The organism is Pedobacter psychrotolerans (assembly GCF_004340665.1).
Lineage (GTDB): Bacteria > Bacteroidota > Bacteroidia > Sphingobacteriales > Sphingobacteriaceae > Pedobacter > Pedobacter psychrotolerans.
In genome coordinates, this window is record NZ_SLWO01000009.1 from 61,000 (window position 1) to 80,433 (window position 19,434).

The following is a 19,434-nucleotide window of genomic DNA, read 5'->3' on the forward strand; positions in this document are numbered from 1 at the left end:
ATTGAGCGTTATAATTGTTGAAGATTTACAATTTAAAAATCTGATCCATTAAAATCCACTTTTCGCCAGGTTTTGCCTGAGGTAAAGCTTGCTGGTATGTCCACATCAAGGTTTCCCATTCCTGTACTTTAGGATTCGCTAAATCTGCCTGATTCTTTTTTTCAAAAGAAAAATCTTCATTAACCTCCATAATCATAAACAGCCGATTGCCGAGTAGATAAATCTGCAGGTCATCTACACCAGCATTACGAATGCTTTCCTTAATTTCTGGCCAAACATCAAGATGATACTGCTTATATTCGTTAATCAGCTTTTCATCATCTATTAAATCCAGTGTTAAACAGTATCTTTTCATTTATTGTCCGCTATAAGCTTTAACTTCTTGTTTACTCGTGCCTAAGCCATCAATCCCAAGTTCAACTACATCACCTGCCTTTAAATACCAGGGTTCTGGTTTTTGCCCCAATCCAACACCAGCGGGTGTACCTGTAGAGATTACATCTCCAGGTAAAAGTGTCATAAATTGACTGATATACGAAACGATAAAAGGCACATTAAAGATAAAATTCGATGTATTACCATCCTGTAATGTTTTTCCATTTACAGTTAACCACAGGCGAAGATTGTGTACATCTTCAATTTCATCAGGCGTAGCAATAAAGGGGCCGATGGGTGCAAAGGTATCACAGCTTTTCCCCTTCACCCATTGTCCATTGCGCTCAATCTGGAATTCACGTTCACTGTAATCATTATGCAATGCATAACCCGCTATGTGATTTAAGGCATCCTCTTCTGAAACATAACTGGCTTTTTTGCCGATAACGATCGCCAATTCAACTTCCCAATCGGTTTTTTTACTGTTTTTAGGAATAACCAAATCATCATTTGGACCAACGATGGCCGAGGTGGCTTTAAAGAATAAAATGGGTTCTGGAGGGATGGCTGCATTGGTTTCTGCTGCATGATCTTTATAATTTAAACCCACGCAAACTATTTTAGACGGACGGGCTAAGGCAGGACCTAAGCGAACACCTTGATCAACCTGTGGTAAATCTGCTGATTCGATGTCTTTCTTTAGTTTTTCTAAACCATCGCCACCAAAAAAATCCTCGTTATAGTCGCTCACCAATGCCGAAACATCGAAATAATTCTCATTGATTATTACACCTGGTTTTTCTGCTCCCGGCTCGCCGAATCTGATTAATTTCATCTTAATTTACTTATAAATGTATTTTAAATTATGTTAGTTGTTCAAGGTGGTAAAACCACCATCAATAGGGTAATCGCAACCGGTAATAAAAGAAGCTTCATCGCTGCATAAATATAAAGCTAAAGCGCCAACTTCTTCTGGTTTAGCCATTCTGCCGATGGGTTGTGTTTTAGATAACTTCTCAAACATTTCATCTATATTATCCGGATAGTTTTTCTGTAAAAAGCCATCTACAAATGGGGTGTGTACACGGGCAGGCGAAATAGAGTTACACCTGATGTTTTCACTGATGTAATCTTTAGCCACGCTCATGGTCATCGCCTTTACTGCACCTTTCGCTGTACTGTAAGCGAAACGATCTGGTAGACCAATTAACGAAGCGATTGAGGCCATGTTAATGATTACGCCGCCGCCAGCTGCCCGAAGTTGTGGAATAGCGGCATATAAACAATTGTAAACCCCTTTCACATTTACTTTCATCACCCGGTCGAAATCAGATTCCTCGGTTGTATCGGCTTTACCAATATGCGCAATACCCGCATTGTTAACCAGGATATTGATTGCGCCAATCTGACTAAATACTTCCTTAACATTTTGGTGATTAGCAACATCGCAGGCGTAAATAAAAGCCTTTCCGCCATTGTTATTGATTTCGGCAAGTGTAGATTCAGCTTGCTCAATGCCGAGTTCCAAAATATGAACTTCAGCACCCTGCCTGGCCAAAATAGTTGCGATCGCCTTGCCAATGCCACTTCCTCCGCCAGTTACTACAGCTCTTTTGTTCGTTAATGAAAACATGTTTATGGTTTAAAATGGTTATTGATTCGATTATTGAAAGATAGAAATTAAAAATTATGGCGATGTTAATATAACGTTCGTTTTTTTCCTTTCTGATAAATGGAAATGTAGCATTTGCCACCTTTAAATAATATTGATTAGAATCAGGATACAAATAAAATAAATAATGTTGATTAAATATTTTATCTTCTTATCTAAATATTCAAGAATCTTTACAACCTTTTATTTTGGCTATTTAAACGGGTTTACCTTGCGGAAATTTTACATAACTCCAAAGCTTAATTACTTATATTTGAATAATATTTTTATATTTAAATAAATATTTTAACCAAATATCCACTGTGAACCTTGCGAAAGGTTTATGGTGTTAGCATCAGTTTGAATGAGAAAATTTCTATTCCCGTTTTTTTGTACCCTATTGTTTTGGATCTCGTCGCTAGTTTCCGTTCATGCACAAAAACAAGAATCAATTATCATTTCTTCAAATAGCAATGAAAGGATTAAGTTCGGTGCCGAACGACTTTCTAACGCGCTAACAAAAATAGGCTACAAGGTTAGGATTCAGAATCAGCAGAAATTATCAGGAGTAAAGAACGCCATTGTGGTTGGATTGGCAAGCGATAAAGTATATGCGCTATTGCCCAAATCATCAAAAGATAAAGCCATTGCTGCAGGGAAAGAAGGATTTTCCATTACCGAAGGCAAAGACAATGCAATTTATATTCTAGGTGCCGATGCATCAGGCGCTTTATATGGATGCTTGGAACTGATTGATCAGATCAAAACGCAACAAAAAATACCAACAAAAATTGCACTTACCGATCACCCGGAAATGGTGTTGCGTGGTACCTGTATCGGGTTACAAAAACCTGATTATCTTCCCGGTCATGATGTTTACGAATATCCATATACCCCTGAAACTTTTCCCTGGCTATACGATAAAGCTTTATGGATTAAGTATTTAGATATGATGGTGGAAAACCGTTACAATTCCCTTTACCTGTGGAATGGTCATCCGTTCTCTTCATTAATTAGGCTGAAGGATTATCCATATGCCGTAGAAGTTGATGAGGCAACGTTGAAAAAAAATGAGGAGATCTTTCAATTCCTGACTCACGAAGCAGATAAACGTGGCATCTGGGTGATTCAGATGTTTTATAATATCATCATTCCGAAGACTTTTGCAGATAAACACGGTTTAAAAACGCAAGACCGCAACCGCCCAATTGTGCCTTTGATTGCTGATTACACCAGAAAATCGATCGCTGCTTTCGTAGAAAAATACCCAAATGTAGGTTTGATGGTAGCGCTTGGCGAGGCGATGGAAGGTGTTGGCCAGGATGATATAGACTGGTTTACCAAAACCATTATCCCCGGTGTAAAGGATGGATTAAAAGCGGCCAACATTCAAGGTGAACCACCAATTGTACTGCGGGCACACGATACGGATGCACCTGCCGTGATGAAAGCTGCATTACCTTTATACAAAAATCTTTATACTGAAAATAAGTTTAATGGCGAAGCTTTAACTACATATGGGCCGCGTGGCGCCTGGGCAGAATTGAATAGAAAACTGGCCGCCATTGGAACGGTTAATATTTCTAATGTACACATTTTAGCCAACCTGGAACCTTTCAGATACGGTTCTGCTGATTTTATCCAGAAATCGGTTGTGGCGATGAATAAAATTTATGGAGCTAAAGGATTGCATTTATACCCGCAACACAGTTACTGGGATTGGCCTTATGCTGCTGATGAGGTAAAAGGGAGGATTTTAGAGGTAGATCGTGACTGGATCTGGTATAAGGAATGGGCAAGATATGCCTGGAAGTCAGAAAGAGATCGTTCGCAGGAAGTTAATTATTGGGGATCAGAATTGGCGAAGAAATATGGTTCGAACCTGGCGGGAGGTAAAGCGATTTTAAATGCCTACGAAGAATCAGGAGAGATTTCGCCGAAGCTATTGCGGAGATATGGAATCACCGACGGGAATAGACAAACGCTAACTTTAGGCATGTTGATGACGCAATTAATCAACCCTTTCCGCTACGGTTTATTCACCCTGATGTACGAATCTGAGGCACCTGAAGGTGAAATGATCATCGAATACGCTGAAAAAGAATGGAAAAAACAAGGTCATATTGGTGAAACTCCGGTTCAGGTGGCGAAGGAAGTAGTGGAGCATGGAAAAAAAGCTTTGATATCGATTAATGAAGCTGCTCCATCGATTACTAAAGACACCGCCGAGTTTGCCCGTTTAAAAAATGATATGTATTGCTACGATGCGATGGCAAATTTTTATGCGGAGAAGGTTAAATCGGCCCTTTGGGTGTTGAGGTATAAATACTCCAACGATGTTACCGATCTGGAAAAAGCACTTCCGTTTTTACAGAAAAGTGTAACCCATTATGCCGAATTGGTTAAGCTTACCGAGCGAAACTACTTGTACGCCAACAGCATGCAAACCAAGCAACGAAAAATCCCGATGCGTGGGGTAGATAAAACATTTATCCATTGGAAAGAAATGTTGCCGGTTTTTACTAAAGAACTGAATCATTTCAAAAGAAGTATCGACTCGTTGAAGTCTGTTAAAGGTAATGCAGTGGCGAAAATCATCCCGTATCAACCTGCTGAAGTAAATGTTTTAAATCAGAGTGAAAATTACATCATTGAAAAAAATGTAGCCGTTTTTTCTGATACCGCTGTGGTGATTAAGGAAGTAGCAGCACAATTGATGGGTTTAAAAGGAATCAAGTTATCGAAGGGAAATCAGGTTAAAGCTGGTACGGAAATTAAATTTAATACAAAATTACCAGTGAAGCTTTTGGTTGCATTTTTTAATCAGAAAGATCCTAAATTCCTGGCGCCACCACAATTGGAAACTGATGCAAGCGCGAATAATTATGGTCAGTCGGAAATTAAAATCTCCAATGCATTAGTATTAAATGGTTATGCACCTGCAAACGTTCATGCCTATTCTTTCCCGGCAGGAACGCATACCTTGAATTTAGGAAAGGGAGCGTGTTTGGTGTTGGGTTTTATTGATGATCAGCAGGAATTAAGAATATTTAATGCCGGTTTAGATGGCAGGGGAAAGGATATAGATTGGTTATTCGAATGATGAAAAAGAGAAATTTAATTGCTGCGATTGGCTTATCTATTGCAACAATAACTGGTTTTGCACAGCAAAAGGCAAATACGGATCAATTGAAAAAATATGTGGAATATTTCAATTCAATCGATTCAGAAGCGGTTAAAAATTATATTCCAAATGCAGAGGCTTTCGAGTTTCTGGCAGAGCAGGCACCCTTATTCGAATGTCCGGATTCTGTTTTAGAGCAGAATTATTACTACCGTTTATGGACCTTCAGGAAACACTTGGTTAAGAGTCCAGAGGGATTTATTTTTACCGAATTTATAGAGCCTGTAAAACATGCAGGCAAATATAACTCCATCAGCTGTGCTTTGGGGCACCATATTTACGAAGGTCGCTGGTTTAAAGACAATAGCTATTTAAAGGATTACATTAAATTCTGGCTTTACAAAGCCGATGTGGGTCAGAGCAAACAGCGCTTCCACCAATTTAGCAGCTGGATAGATGATGCTGTTTATCAGAATTTCCTGGTTAAACCTGATCAGAAATTTTTGAAAGAAATTCTCCCAGCCCTTGATGCCGATTTTACCAAATGGGAAACCGAGCGACAAAGAAAAGATGGTTTATTCTGGCAAAATGATGTAAAAGATGGGATGGAAGAATCCATCAGTGGATCCAGAAGAGATCAGAATCAACGCCCAACCATTAACAGCTACATGTTTGGTAATGCAATAGCCTTAAATAAAATAGCTGTTTTGCTTGGCAATCAGTCACTTGTAGCTAAATATCAGGCAAAAGCGAATGTGCTAAAAAAACTGGTTCAGGATAGTTTATGGAATGCAAAATCAATGTTTTTCGAAACCAGGAAGGCGAAAGGTGGCTTAGCTAATGTTAGAGAGGCCATCGGTTTTACACCCTGGGATTTCAACCTGCCAGATGATCAATCTACTTATGCAAAAGCCTGGGATCAGTTATTGGATACCGCTGGTTTCAAAGCACCCTGGGGTTTAACCACAGCTGAAAGGAGAGATCCGACTTTCAGAACGCGTGGCTCTGGTCACGGTTGTGAATGGGATGGCGCCCTTTGGCCCTTCGCCAGTTCCCAGACTTTGAAAGGACTTGCTAATTTGCTTACCAATTATAAAAAACATGGTAAAATGAATGCCGATGTTTTTTATCAGGAATTGCATCAATACGCCGCTTCTCATGTGAAAAATGGTAAACCTTACATTGGCGAATATCAGGACGAAAAAATGGGTGAATGGTTAAAAGGGGATAACCCAAGAAGTAGTTTCTATAACCACTCCACTTTTTGTGATTTAATTATTAATGATCTGATCGGAATCAAACCCCGTCAGGATAATGTGTTGGAGGTTTTTCCATTAATTCCCAAGAACAAATGGGACTGGTTTAAACTTGATAATGTAACCTATCATGATCAATTGGTTACACTGATCTGGGACAAAACAGGCCAAAAATATAATAAAGGAAAAGGCTTTTTAGTGTACGTGAATAGTAAGCAGATTCATCAATCGAAAAGTTTGAAGCCAGTTAAGGTTCAAATGAATTAACATGGGAGCGATAAAATCGCTATTCTCGATCATCCTCTTTACAAAAGAGGACGATTGTATCAACCAAATCGTCGTTGCGAGGAGGCACGACAGCCTGCCCCGACCTTTCGGGGAAGGAATCTGCATCCATGGTTGGTGGCTCACCAACCATTTACAATTAAAAATTTAACTGGTCGTGACACACCGACCAGGGCATAAAAAGAACAAATGAAAAATATTTTAAAATCGATTATTTTCTTATTCGCTACAGTAATTTGCTTATCAGCAACAGCGCAATCTTTTTATAATGTAACCAAATACGGTGCGAAAAACGATAGCAGTAAACTGGCTACTGAAGCCATTAAAAAAGCAATTGATGCCGCTGTTAAAAACGGTGGAGGCACGGTTTATTTTCCCGCGGGGAAATACCTTACTGGTGCAATTCACTTGAAAAGTAACATCACCATTTTTATTGATGCCGGGGCAGAGCTTCATTTTAGTGATAACTTCGATGACTACCTGCCAATGGTTAAAAGCCGTTATGAAGGTGTGGATGTAACCTCATTCTCGCCACTTTTTTATGCTTATAAAGCGGAGAATATTTCGATAATCGGTCGTGGTTTAATTGATGGACATGGCAAAAAATGGTGGGATTTTGTAGAAGGCTACAAAGAAGGACAGTCACGATCCAAATGGCAAACCACTTTTGATGGCTTAAATAAAGATATTGTGTTACCCGATGATCCCAGACAAATGCAACGCGGTTTTCTTCGTCCACCGTTTATCCAAACTATGTTTTGCAAAAATGTATTAATCGATGGGATCACCATTCGCAATTCGCCGTTTTGGACGGTTAACCCTGAGTTTTGCGAGAACGTAAAAGTTCACGCGGTGACCATTAATAACCCACACTCGCCAAATACCGACGGCATTAATCCTGAATCCTGTAAAAATGTACACATCTCGGATTGCCACATTAGTGTGGGCGATGATTGCATCACGATAAAATCTGGCAAGGATGAGCCAGGAAGAAAAATGGCAGTTCCGGCAGAAAATTACGTCATTACGAATTGTACCATGTTATCTGGTCACGGGGGCGTGGTAATAGGAAGTGAAATGTCTGGTGATGTGCGGAAAATCACCATTTCGAACTGTGTGTTCGATGGAACAGATAGAGGTATTCGCATTAAAACGGCAAGAGGTAGAGGCGGTGTAGTGGAAGAAATTCGCGTAAGCAACATCATCATGAAAAATATTAAACAACAAGCCATTGTGCTCGATATGCAGTATGCAAAAACCAATGTAGAACCCGTTTCAGCAAGAACGCCAAAATTCAGAAATATCCATTTTAGCAATATTACTGGTCAGGTGAATCAAGCGGCTTACCTGAATGGCCTGGAGGAAATGCCAATTGAAAACATCACCTTCAACGATATTAATATGGATGCTAAAACAGGTTTTAATATTAGCTTTTCTAACAAAATTGAGTTTCATAACGTTCAGGTGAATACCGAAATTGGACCATCGCTCGTTGCTTCAAAAGTAAATTACCTGGTTATCGATGGTGTAAAAACGTATCAGCCACATGCTGATGCGGCGGTGATAGATTTGCGAAATGTAACGGATGTATTCTTATATAACGCCTTTCCAACAAAGGAAACCGCAACCTATTTGAAGGTGAGTGGCGCAGCAAGTAAGAACGTTACTTTAGGGAATAACAATTTCAAAAATATAAAGGCCGCGGTTAAGAAAGATCAGGACGTTTTAGAATCAATAAATGTTATCTCTGGTGATAAAGGCCAGTAAATCTTATTTTATGATGTGGCCAAAAAGAAATTCACTACTGCTTTTTATTTTAATACTATGTGCATCCACCTCACTTTATGCACAGGATGGGAATCAAACGCTTTGGTATACTAAACCTGCAGAAAAATGGACGGATGCTTTGCCTATTGGAAATGGACGCTTAGGTGCCATGATTTTTGCTGGCGTAGAGGATGATCATATCCAGTTCAACGAGGAAACTTTATGGACGGGATCACCACGTGATTATAATCGAAAAGGTGCTTCGAAGTACCTGCCAGAAATTAGAAAGCTACTTTTTGAAGGTAAACAGAAAGAAGCCGAAACGCTGGCACAAGCACAATTTATGGGTGTGCAAAGCGAAGCTGGCAATCGTGAGGCTTGGGTAAAGGAAATGAAAGCAGGGAAGGGCATTTTAGGAAATCCGGCCTCCGCTAACTATGATGATCGGCTTTGGAAAACACTTAAAGTTCCGGCTTATGAAGGTTGGGAAACGGTTGGACTTAAAAATTTAGATGGTGCTGTTTGGTTTAGAACCACGATTGATGTATCACAAGACTGGGTTGGAAAGGATTTGGTTTTAGACTTGAATAAAATTTTTGATCAGGATTTTACTTACGTTAATGGCAGTTTGGTTGGTCATACAGAAGGTACAGAAGCAAGAAAATATACCATCCCGGCTAAACTGATTAAGGCCGGAAAAAATACCATTGCCATTCAGGTTTTTAATTTTTACGATCGTGGAGGGATTGGTGGTTATAAAGATGTAAGCAAGCCTATCGGAATTTATCCTGTTGGATCAACTGTAGAGAATGGAATTTCACTGGTTAAGGAATGGAAATATAAAATTCAAAACGATGCTCCGCCAGCAGTTCCTCAATATCAGGCCAGTTATCAGCCTTTTGGCGATTTAAATCTTAAATTCGATCATGGTAAATCGCAGGTGTCGAATTATAAGAGATTGCTGGATTTAACGAAGGCCATTGCCAAAACTTCCTACACCGTAAATGGGATAGATTATCAAAGAACTTATCTGGCCAGTCAGCCTAGTCAGGCGATAGTTATTCATTTAACAGCAAACAAAAAGGCATCAATAAGTTTCAATGCTGCACTTTCCAGTGTTCACCCAAACTCGTCAGTTAAGGTATTAAACGATCATAGTATTTCACTTTCTGTACAGGTAAAAGATGGTGCGCTACGAGGAGAAAGTCGTTTAACTGCTGTGATCAAAAATGGTGTTATTAAAGTGCAAAACAATCAAATCAGCATCCAAAAAGCGGATGAAGTAACTTTATATCTTACCGCAGGAACCAATTTCATCAATGCAAATGATGTTTCTGGTGATCCAACCGTTGCGATAAATAACACGCTAAATTCGATAAAAGGAAAAACTTATGCCGATATAGCGCAACAACATGTTGAGGAATATCAGAAATATTACAACACCTTTAAAGTAGATTTCGGTCGTTCAGAAAATGAAAAGCTGCCAACAGATGAACGCTTGCGTCAATTTGCGACAGCCAATGATCCTGGTTTTGCTGCACTTTATATGCAGTATGGGCGCTATTTATTAATTTCCAGTTCCCGTCCGGGTACGCAGCCTGCTAATCTTCAGGGGATTTGGAACGATTTGCTTGCGCCACCCTGGGGAAGTAAATACACCACAAACATTAACCTGGAGATGAATTACTGGCCAGCCGAGATCTTGAATCTGTCTGCATTAAATGATCCCTTATTTCAAAAAATAAAAGGTTTGGCAAAAGTCGGAACTACGACTGCAAAAGAATATTACCATGCAAACGGCTGGGTTTTGCACCACAATACCGATTTATGGAATGGAACATCGCCCATCAATGCATCGAATCATGGCATCTGGGTAACCGGAGGCGGTTGGTTAAGTCAGCATTTGTGGGAGCACTACCAATTTACACAAGATCAGAATTTCTTAAAGAATGAGGCTTATCCATTGATGAAACAAGCGGCTTTGTTTTTTGAAGATTTCCTAGTGAAGGATCCGAAAACAGGCTGGTTAATCAGCACACCATCCAATTCGCCAGAGAATGGTGGCCTGGTGGCCGGACCAACAATGGATCATCAGATTATCCGGTCGTTATTTAAAAATTGCCTTGTAGCAGCCAATATTTTAAATGTTGATGAATCTTTTAGAAAGTCACTTCAGGATAAAATCACGCAGATTGCACCAAATCAAATTGGCAAATACGGACAGTTGCAAGAATGGCTGGAAGATAAGGATGATACCACCAATAAACACCGGCATGTATCGCATTTGTGGGGCGTTTATCCGGGGAATGATATTGCCTGGGATCAGGATTCGAAAATGATGAACGCTGCGAAGCAATCGCTTTTGTACAGGGGAGATGACGCGACGGGCTGGAGCCTGGCCTGGAAAATTAACTTTTGGGCAAGATTTAAAGACGGTGACCATGCCATGAAACTGATAAAAATGTTGATGAAACCTGCAGGTACAGGCGCAGGATCTTACGTAAATTTATTTGATGCCCATCCACCGTTTCAAATTGATGGAAATTTTGGTGGAGCAGCAGGCATCGCCGAAATGATCGTTCAAAGTCACCAGGGATATATTGATATTTTACCAGCGCTTCCAGGTGCTATTCCGAATGGTGAAATTAAAGGGCTAAAAGCCAGGGGTGGTTTTGAGGTAGATTTAAGTTGGACCAATGGAAAACTGACCGCACTTCAGATTAAATCCAAAGTTGGAGGCAAGTGCAAAGTGAAATATCTGAATAAAGAAATGGAGATGGATACCAAAGCCGGAGAAAGCTATAAATTGAATGGAGATTTGAAATGAAGATATTAATTCAACTTACGAAATTTCAATGGGCAGCGGGCGGAAGAATTTCGTCAGTTTCTATGCTAAATAACGCTAAGACTGACGAAGTTTGCCATCATACAGGCCTTAGAAACTTCGTAAGTCAAAATGATCTGCTTTCGAAATTTAACTGGCCTGAGCCGGGAAGAATTTTGTTATTTTTAAGCTTCATTTCCATTTTACTTTTTTTTGCAGGAAATTCTTCTGCTCAAATCCGTAAAGACATTCCCCTTAACGCCAATTGGGAAACCATTGCCGACGAAAAAAATATAAATGCTCACGATGGTTTTCAAGCAAATAATTACAAAATCAATAATTGGAAAAAAGTAAATGTTCCGCATAACTGGGACCAATACGAAGGTTATCAGCGGAAGCTTCACGGCAATAAACATGGTTATGCCTGGTATCGTAAAACCTTTAAAAGCAATGAAATCAAAAATGGCAAACGTTTCTTTTTGTATTTCGAAGGTGTTGGTTCTTATGCTACCGTTTGGCTGAATGGCAAACAGGTTGGCTATCATCCTGGCGGAAGAACCACATTTACACTTGATGTTACCGATGTAATCAAACTAAAAAACCAAGATAATTTATTGGCGGTCAGGGCGGATCACCCGGCAAATATTCAGGATTTACCCTGGGTAGATGGTGGTTGTTCAACCGAACGCGGATTTTCCGAAGGATCACAGCCTATGGGGGTTTTCAGACCCGTTCATCTTATGGTAACCAACGAAACCAGAATTGAGCCCTTCGGTGTTCACATCTGGAATGACAATAAAATTTCAGACAAATCAGCTGTTTTAAATTTTGTAACTACTGTTAAAAATTATTCAGCGAAAAGCAAGACCGTTACTGTTTTGAATCAATTGATCGATGTGAATGGGAAAGTGATTAAGGAATTAAAGAACAATATTAATATTCAATCCGGTAAGGAAATTGAACTTTCTCAGAAAACTAATGAGATTATTAATCCTAAACTTTGGTCGTTAGAAAATCCATATTTATACACTTTAAAAACTTCCATTATAGACCATGGAAAACTGGTTGATGAATTAGAAACACCGTATGGCATCCGCTGGATCAGCTGGCCTATTGGAGAACAAGCGAATCAAAAAGTGTTTCTGTTAAATGGGAAGCCTGTTTTTATCAATGGTATCGCCGAGTACGAACACCTGATTGGTAACAGCCATGCCTTTACAAATGAGCAGATTTCTTCAAGGGTAAGGCAGATCAAAGCAGCTGGTTTTAACGCTTTCAGGGATGCACACCAGCCACATAATTTGTTGTATTCTGATTATTGGGATCAGGATGGGATTTTATGCTGGACGCAGCTGGCGGCACATATCTGGTATGATAAGCCAGCATTCAGATCAAACTTCAAAAAGCTTTTAATCGATTGGGTAAAGGAACGGAGAAATAGTCCGGCAGTGGTTTTATGGGGTTTGGAAAATGAAAGCACCTTGCCCGAAGATTTTGCGATAGAGTGTACCGAACTGATTCGGAAACTCGATCCAACGGCCTCCTCGCAAAGGAAGGTAACTACCTGCAATGGTGGAAAAGGTACAGATTGGGATGTGCCGCAAAACTGGACAGGTACTTACGGTGGCGATCCGTTAACCTATGGCGCAGATTTGCAAAGACAGGTTTTAGTAGGAGAGTATGGTGCCTGGCGAACCATCGATTTACATCATTTAGCTGCTAACGAAAAAAGTTATTCGGAAAACAAAATGACCGATTTGATGGAAACGAAAGTGCGTTTGGCAGAAACGGTGAAGGATAAGACTGCGGGTCATTTCTTTTGGTTGTATAGCTCGCAGGATAATCCGGGTCGGGTACAGGGTGGTGAAGGCTTGCGGGATCTGGATCGAATTGGGCCTGTGAATTACAAAGGTATGTTCACCCCATGGGAAGAACCAACTGATGTTTTTTACATGTTCAGGGCCAATTATGCACCAAAGGAAACCGAGCCAATGGCCTATATCGTTTCACACACCTGGCCAAACCGTTGGAGCAAACCCGGCTTGAAAGATAGCATCGTGGTGTATTCAAACTGCGATGAAGTAGAACTTTTTAATGATATTGATGGTGAATCACTAGGGAAACAGAAACGCGGTGCAATCGGAACGCATTTCCAGTGGAATAAGCCAAACATTAAATACAATGTACTCTATGCGGTGGGTTATGTGAATGGAAAAGCTGTTGCGAAGGATCAAATTGTATTGAATAGTCTTCCAAAATCTCCAAATTTTGATCGTTTGGTGAGCAATACAAACATCTTGAATCCTCACGAAAATTATAATTATTTATACCGCTTAAATTGTGGCGGACCATCTTATCAGGATCATTTAGGTAACAAATGGTTGGCCGATCAGCAATTATCCCCCAACACTAAAAACTATGGTTCAACTTCATGGACGGCTGCATTTCCAGGCGTTCCGGCTTTTTTTGCCAGCCAGCGAAGAACTTTTTCTCCAATTGAAGGTACGCAGGATTGGAAACTTTTTCAATCATTCAGATATGGGAGAGATCAGCTGAAATTTAGTTTTCCTATTCCTGTTGATGGAGAATATCTGGTAGAACTGTATTTTATCGAGCCTTGGTTGGGCATTGGTGGCGGAATGGATGCAGAAAAAATGAGGTTGTTTGATGTGGCAATTAATGATCAAATGGTTTTACAAGATTTAGATATCTGGAAATCGGTGGGTACAAACAGTGTGTTGAAGAAAACAATAAAGGTGAAAGTAAAGGCAGGTGACTTGGTGGTTTCTTTCCCACGGGTTAAAGTTGGACAGGCACTTGTTTCGGCCATCGCAATCGCTTCTTTAGATAAAGGAATAAAAATAGGCGAACAAAGTAATTCAATTTTTAAGCTTGCAGATGAAAAGAATTTTCAAGCTAAAAGCTGGATGGATATTGGCGACCAGCAATTTTTTAACAATGAAAAGGAATTTACGCAACTTCCACCAAATCTTTATGGCGCAGAATGGATTCAAAAATCAGCTGTCGAGGCTAACCCTGAATTGAAATTCCAGGTAAATGAGGTGGCCGATGTCTTTGTTGCGATGAATCAGCAATCTAAAATTCCTGAAGGATATGAAGATACCCAAACAAAAATCGAGAACAGCGAGCGCGAAGCGTTTAACGTCTATCGCAAAAGATTTCTAAAGGGGGATAAGGTAGTTCTGAATGGTGATTTCGCTACTATAGCGGTGGTGCTACCAAGCAATTTGGAACCCGCTTATGATTTAAAAACAGTGGCTACTTACAAGGCGACTGATGCATCATTAAGCGGCCAGAGCATTGTTAAGGCAGAATTAATGGGGAAGCCAAGAGTGACTTTTACAGAAGGCAAAGGCGGGGTTTTGGAATGGAAGATAGGTGTTGGTGTGGCAGATACCTATTCGCTTACCATTAAATACCACAATCCATTTAAACAGGTTTTAAAGGCAAAAATGGAATTTTTATCCGCTGATGGAACGTTGATGAAAACTGAATTGGTGGAGTTTGTACCAACTAAAGAGGGCAAATGGAATTATATCAATACCAATACGGGCAGCATGATCAATGCCGGGAGTTATAAAGTTCGACTGATTGCAATAGATGCAAAAGGACTTACTATCGATGCATTGGATGTACAGTAAAGTATGAACTTATATCGTTAAATCATTAAACAATTAAATCTTATTTATTTTTATATGAATAATTTGTTTATTAATGAATTTATTGTGACCTTAAACAATTGAATGCACAAGATGAATTTCTCTTCATTATACCGTATTCGAAATCTAACCAAAAATTAAAATCAGATGATGAGATTATCAGTTTTAGCTTTATTGCTATGCATTACAAATCTGGCGAACACTTTTGCCCAGCAAATGACTGCCGAAGAAAAATTAAAATACGAAAAGGCGATTACCGAAAGGGCGGGTAAAATAGTGATGGGTTTAGGCATAGCAGATCAGCGGAAATCTGATAAAGTGAGGGATATCATCAAAGATCAATACAGCAACCTGAACGATATCCATTCGGCGAGAGATTTGAAAGTTAAACAAATAAAAGAACAGCAAAAAGATAATAAAGTGGAGCGTGACTCTGCTTTGGCAAAAGAAAACCGCAATACAGAAACTGCTTTAAGTAAGCTTCATAAAAAATACATGGCTAAGCTTTCGGCTCAACTGACTACCGATCAGGTAGATTTAGTGAAAAACGGAATGACCTATAATGTATTGCCAATTACCTACAAAGCTTATCAGGAAGAAATTCTCACTTTAACTGAGGAGCAGAAAAAGCAAATCCTGGTTTGGTTAACAGAGGCCCGAGAACACGCCATGGATGCAGAATCATCTGATAAAAAACACGCTTGGTTTGGAAAATATAAAGGAAGAATTAACAATTACCTTTCGGCTGCTGGCTATGATTTAAAAAAAGAAGGTATAGAATGGGAAAAGAGGCGTAAAGCCAAGGCGCAGGTGAATTAAATATTCGTTTGAGAGATGAAAAATCACCTCTCAATTTTTTATATTTTTTTATTTAAGAATGTTACATTTATATATGAATGTTTTTTTATACCTTGTATCCTAAATTACAAATTAGTTTCTTACAGTAAGGGATACATTAATATGTTGCATTGTAGTACATGGTTTACATGATTACGTTGCTTTATGAAATGTTTGCTGAAGAACAAAATTGTAAAATACTTTCTAACCAAAAAATAACCAACAAAAATCAAGATGAGCCGAGAAAACCTATGCTATAAGCAGATTTTTTAATCTGAATTGTAACCATCATTTTTTCAGAAGAAACCGAAAGCAATATCATTTCATAATCAGCTAAAATTAATTGGGAAGAAGCCTAATAATGATCGCTGAATTAAATGATTAATGTGATTAAAAAACTAACCAAAATATAATGAAATCAAAATTTTTACGTAAATTTTCGATGGTTTTGCTTCTATTGATGTCGGCAAGTGCTGTCCTCTTGGCTCAAGAACGAAGAATAACCGGTAAGGTTGTGGATCAGGCAGATGGGCAGGGAATTCCAGGTGTTAATGTAAGTCTCAAAGGTTTTCCGAGCAATGTAAGTACCAACAGTGATGGTATATATACCATTCAGGTAAAAAATAATACAGATGTATTGGTGTTTTCTTTTATTGGATACGCCAGGCAACAAATTATTGTGGGTACACAATCCAGCATCAATGTAAAACTGGTATCTGATAATAAAAATCTGGAAGATGTTGTGGTGGTGGGCTACGGAAGTCAGAAGCGGAGCTCTTTAACGGGATCTATTGTGGATATTAAGGCTTCAGAAATTGAAGATTTACCAGGTACCAATGTGGCTGTTGCTTTAAGTGGTCGTTTGTTAGGGGTTGGTGTGAGTGGTGGTATTGCTCGTCCGGGTGTTCCCGCTAAAATTACGATCAGAAATCCCAATAACATTTTCTCCAAAGATGGCGGGAGTACAGATCCTTTATATGTAATTGATGGTGTAATCCAAATTGATGGTCAGGGCAAACCTGATGCAACAAATTTTGGAAACTTAGATGCATCTGAAATTGAAAGCATGTCGTTCTTAAAAGATGCATCAGCAGCGATTTATGGCACACGTGGTGGTAACGGAGTAGTTTTAGTAACTACCAAACGTGGGAAAGTAGGAAAGCCCAGAATTAGCTACAGCGGATCTTATGCGGTAAATGACGAAGCTTATCGAACCAAAATGATGAGCGCCTATGAATTTGGCCAATACATCAACATTATGAACGGTCCAAATGGTGGTAACAAACAACCTGGTGTAGATAATTTTTTTACAGCGGATGAGCTGGCACATTTCAAAAATATCAATTACGACCGTCTGGAAGATGCCTGGAAATCGGCTTACGATTTACGCCATACCTTAAGTGTAAGCGGAGGAGCAGATAGGGCAACTTATTTTGCCAACGTATCTTATAATAAACAAACGGGTAACCTGGCTACATTGGATTACAACCGATGGAATTTCAGGGCCGGAACAGATGTGGCCGTAACATCCAACTTTAAAGTAGGGATTCAGGTTTCAGGCAATAGCGGCGATTTGGTTAAAACTTTTAATAAGGTATCTGGCGAAGGGGTAGAAGATGATTACAAAAATCTATTGCTGGCGCCAAGATATGTACCTGATTATATTGATGGCTTACCCGTGAAACTTCCGGGAACAACAAACGATTTATCTCGATACCATTTTGGAGAAATAGACCGGTTAAATAATTTAGCCACTACCAAAACAAACTTATTTACCGTAAATGGCTATGCCGAATACGAACTTCCATTTATAAAGGGATTGAAAGCAAGAATGGCTTATGCCCGAAATACTGGAAATTCGGTTGGCGATCAGGTCGGTACGTTTTACACGCTGTATGAATTTAATCGTTTAGGTGAAAACAAACACATTTATGAGGGCGCGACTGTTTTAAGTTCGTTAAAAGTAACCAATGGAGACCGTTTGTATTATGCCAATACCAATCAAAAAAGTGAGCAAACCAACTTCGTATTAAATTATGCCAGAGATTTTGGTAAGCACTCCGTAAGCGGATTATTTACAGTAGAAAAATCAGAATCTGAAAACAGCCAACAAGTAGTTTATAAAGCAGGTCCGATTGCGGCCACCAATGGCCAATTTAATTCGGCCACCGGAGCCATTGATGGTTCAACTTCTGCCAATGAAGCCGGAACTTTATCCTATGTAGGTAGAGCAAACTACGCCTATGCCAATAAATACCTGGCAGAATTTTTATTCAGAACAGATGCCTCTACTAAATTTGCACCTGAAAACTATTGGGGTAAATTCTACTCAGGATCAGTAGGCTGGGTAATCTCTGAAGAAAGTTTTTTCAAAGTATCAGCAGTTAACTATTTGAAATTAAGATATGCATTTGGTGTTTTAGGTAACGATCAAACCAAGCCTTGGTTATGGCGTCAGCGCTATACTTTCCAGGATGGTAAAGGAGCTGTTTTTGGTGGGAATACTGCGGCTACAACCGGTTTTAAAATGGAAGCAGCGCCTAACAGAGATGCAACCTGGAGTACAGAATACAAAAACAACGTTGGTATCGACGCTAAATTCCTGAAAAATCGTTTAAGCGTAAATGTGGAAGGTTATTATAACATGGCCAGAAATATTTTGATAGAACCAACGGCAAGTCTTCCGGTAACTATTGGTGGTACTGTGGCTTCAGTAAACTTTGGGTCAGCAGATTTCTTTGGTTACGAACTTGGTATTTCCTGGGATGATAAAATTGGCACAGACTTCAATTATGGCGTAAGTGCCCGTTTTGGATGGAGTGATGATAAAGTGAAAATCAGTAATTTTAATGCTAATGATAATTTAAAACCTTGGTTAGCTAAACCAAACGAATCATCAGATAATGGTAAGTGGGGATATGACTATTTAGGAATGTTTAAAACACAGGATGAGGTTACCAACTACATTAACCAATATAAAATTACTCAGGTATTTGGTACGCCAGTAGCGCAGTTAAGACCAGGAACGCTTTATTATAGAGATGTGCGAGGTCAGTTACAATCTGATGGTACTTTTGGTGCTCCAGATGGAATTATCGATGAGAATGATCAGGTACAGCTATCAAAAAAAGCACAAAATCATTACGGTTTTGGTATTACTTTAAAAGCTGGTTATAAAGGTTTTAGTGTAGATGCGGTGATTGCCGGTTCATTCGGTGGGTGGGCAGAAATCGATGAAAGGAAAGCTTTGAACGTTTCTATTGCCAGAAATTTTACCAGCTTACCAAATATCTGGGGTAATATTTACGATCCGGTTATTAATCCTGAAGGTACTATGCCTAATCCTAATTTCCCAGATATTAGCTTAACACCAACATCTAATTTTTATAAAGTAAGTGCTTTCAGAATCCGCATTCCAAGTTTTAATGTAAACTACACCCTGCCAAAAACAATCGTAGAAAAATTAAAAATTAACAATGCAAGGGTGTTTGTATCTGCTTTAAATCCGGTAAATCTTTATAATCCATATAGTTACAAAGGTCCGGATGGTGCCTGGGATGCTTATCCAAATTTAAGAACACTATCCTTCGGACTTAACCTCACCTTATAACCAAAGAAAATTTGAAATTCAATAA

At 39.3% G+C, this 19,434-nt stretch carries 10 protein-coding genes; 7 read left to right on the forward strand and 3 right to left on the reverse strand.

The window, feature by feature from the left end:
• Window positions 1-25: 25 nt before the first annotated feature.
• The 3 genes from EV200_RS19650 to EV200_RS19660 are packed head-to-tail and all read right to left on the reverse strand — an operon-like array spanning window position 26 to window position 2,008.
• A complete protein-coding gene (locus EV200_RS19650; protein ID WP_132535785.1) occupies window positions 26-355 on the reverse strand; it encodes an L-rhamnose mutarotase in 330 nt (109 codons plus the stop codon).
• Complete coding sequence (locus tag EV200_RS19655) at window positions 356-1,210, reverse strand: fumarylacetoacetate hydrolase family protein (RefSeq protein WP_132535787.1); 855 nt, start codon at window positions 1,208-1,210, stop codon at window positions 356-358.
• A gap of 33 nt (window positions 1,211-1,243) precedes the next feature.
• Entirely contained in the window at window positions 1,244-2,008 is a 765-nt protein-coding gene (locus EV200_RS19660; RefSeq protein WP_132535789.1) for an SDR family NAD(P)-dependent oxidoreductase, read from the reverse strand.
• 382 nt (window positions 2,009-2,390) lie between these two features.
• Between EV200_RS19660 and EV200_RS19665 the strand changes: the two genes are divergently transcribed.
• The 7 genes from EV200_RS19665 to EV200_RS19695 all read left to right on the forward strand — a co-directional run bounded on the left by EV200_RS19665 (window position 2,391) and on the right by EV200_RS19695 (window position 19,409).
• The gene (locus EV200_RS19665) at window positions 2,391-5,129 is read left to right on the forward strand and encodes an alpha-d-galacturonidase (RefSeq protein ID WP_132535791.1); all 2,739 of its coding nucleotides are present in this window, start codon (window positions 2,391-2,393) and stop codon (window positions 5,127-5,129) included.
• Entirely contained in the window at window positions 5,126-6,673 is a 1,548-nt protein-coding gene (locus EV200_RS19670) for an MGH1-like glycoside hydrolase domain-containing protein (RefSeq protein ID WP_208864580.1), read from the forward strand. The genes EV200_RS19665 and EV200_RS19670 overlap by 4 nt, the downstream gene beginning before the upstream one ends.
• 207 nt (window positions 6,674-6,880) lie before the next feature.
• On the forward strand, window positions 6,881-8,458 hold the full coding sequence (locus tag EV200_RS19675) for a glycoside hydrolase family 28 protein (RefSeq protein WP_132535793.1): 1,578 nt from the start codon (window positions 6,881-6,883) through the stop codon (window positions 8,456-8,458).
• Between the two features lie 10 nt (window positions 8,459-8,468).
• Window positions 8,469-11,285 (forward strand): glycoside hydrolase family 95 protein, encoded by a 2,817-nt coding sequence (locus EV200_RS19680; RefSeq protein WP_229676750.1) that lies wholly within the window; start codon window positions 8,469-8,471, stop codon window positions 11,283-11,285.
• Window positions 11,282-14,944 carry a malectin domain-containing carbohydrate-binding protein gene (locus tag EV200_RS19685; protein WP_229676751.1) on the forward strand — a complete coding sequence of 1,221 codons (3,663 nt, stop codon included), beginning with the start codon at window positions 11,282-11,284 and terminating at the stop codon, window positions 14,942-14,944. The genes EV200_RS19680 and EV200_RS19685 overlap by 4 nt, the downstream gene beginning before the upstream one ends.
• Before the next feature lie 165 nt (window positions 14,945-15,109).
• Window positions 15,110-15,781: a DUF3826 domain-containing protein gene (locus tag EV200_RS19690; RefSeq protein WP_132535795.1), complete on the forward strand. Its 672-nt coding sequence runs from the start codon at window positions 15,110-15,112 to the stop codon at window positions 15,779-15,781.
• Between the two features lie 430 nt (window positions 15,782-16,211).
• Entirely contained in the window at window positions 16,212-19,409 is a 3,198-nt protein-coding gene (locus EV200_RS19695; RefSeq protein WP_132535797.1) for a SusC/RagA family TonB-linked outer membrane protein, read from the forward strand.
• Window positions 19,410-19,434: the final 25 nt, after the last annotated feature.